Origin of the sequence: Streptomyces sp. rh34, from assembly GCF_002551245.1 — a bacterium.
GTDB lineage: Bacteria > Actinomycetota > Actinomycetes > Streptomycetales > Streptomycetaceae > Streptomyces.
Genome location: NZ_NTGZ01000553.1, coordinates 1 through 1,056, shown reverse-complemented (window position 1 = coordinate 1,056; position 1,056 = coordinate 1). Strand labels below are relative to the sequence as shown.

1 protein-coding gene is annotated in these 1,056 nt (G+C 78.0%); it reads left to right on the top strand.

Annotated features, from left to right (window positions below; genetic code table 11):
* On the top strand, positions 1-1,056 hold a 1,056-nt coding region (locus tag CR470_RS38155; protein ID WP_306667845.1), incomplete at both ends, for a nucleic acid/nucleotide deaminase domain-containing protein.

Below are 1,056 nucleotides of genomic sequence, written 5' to 3'. Positions count from 1 at the left end.
ACAGATGCCGCCCGGTGCGACGCCGCCGCCTTCGGGCCCGGGCGCGCCCGGTGCTCCGGCGGGCGGGTATCTCCCGACGCAGCTCGTCTCCCAGCTCGGCCCGCCCGGCGGCACCCCGCCGCCGGGTCCGCCGCCGGGTTCCACCCCGCCTCCCGGTCCTCCTGGCCCTCCTGGCCCTCCCGGTCCTCCTGGTCCGCCGCTGGGCTCCACGCCGCCTCCGGGCGGTGGGATGCACCATGCCGCGACGATGTTCGCCGACGGGAGCAGCATCGGTGCGGGCGTCGCGGGTGCGCCCAGGCCGCCGGGTCCGCCCGGTGCTCCGGGAGTCCCGCAGCCTCCCGGTCCGCCCGGTGTTCCGGGTGCGCCGCAGCCTCCTGGTCCGCCGGGTCCGCCGCCGGGTTCCACGCCGCCTCCGGGTGGTGGGGTGCACCACGCGGAGACGATGTTCGCGAGTCCGGGGCAGGTAGGGCCTCCCGGTCCTCCCGGCCCGCCCGGGGCCCCCGGCGCTTCGCTGGGCGGGGCCCCCGGTCCCGTACCGCAGCCGCCGGGTCCGCCCGGTCCGCCCGGTCCGCCGCCCGGTGCGCACACCCCGCCGCCCCCGGCGTACGGCTATCCGCAGCAGCCCACCGGTCAGCCGACCGTGGGCCCCGGCTACCAGGCCGTGCTGCGGTTCCGGGCTCCGGACGGCAGCGAGCAGCAGCTGATCCGCCGCTCGGCGCCGGGAACCCCGCATCCCGAGTGGCAGATGCTGCACGAGCTGCGGGCGATGAACGTGCCGCCGCAGCAGGTCATCGAGCTGCACACCGAGCTGGAGTCCTGTGAGCTGCCGGGCGGGTACTGCGCCCGGATGATCAGGGAGACCTGGCCGCAGGTGCGGATCACGAGCGTCGCCCCGTACGGCACGGATCACGCCAGCCGGCAGCAGGGCATGCAGCATCTGCTGACGCACCAGGGCGAGTTGCACCAGGTCGCGGACGGCCCGGCGCGGCCCGCGCCGGTGCGGGCGCCGCTGCCGCAGATGCCGCCCGCGCCCGTGCTGCCGCCGGAGGCGGTGGT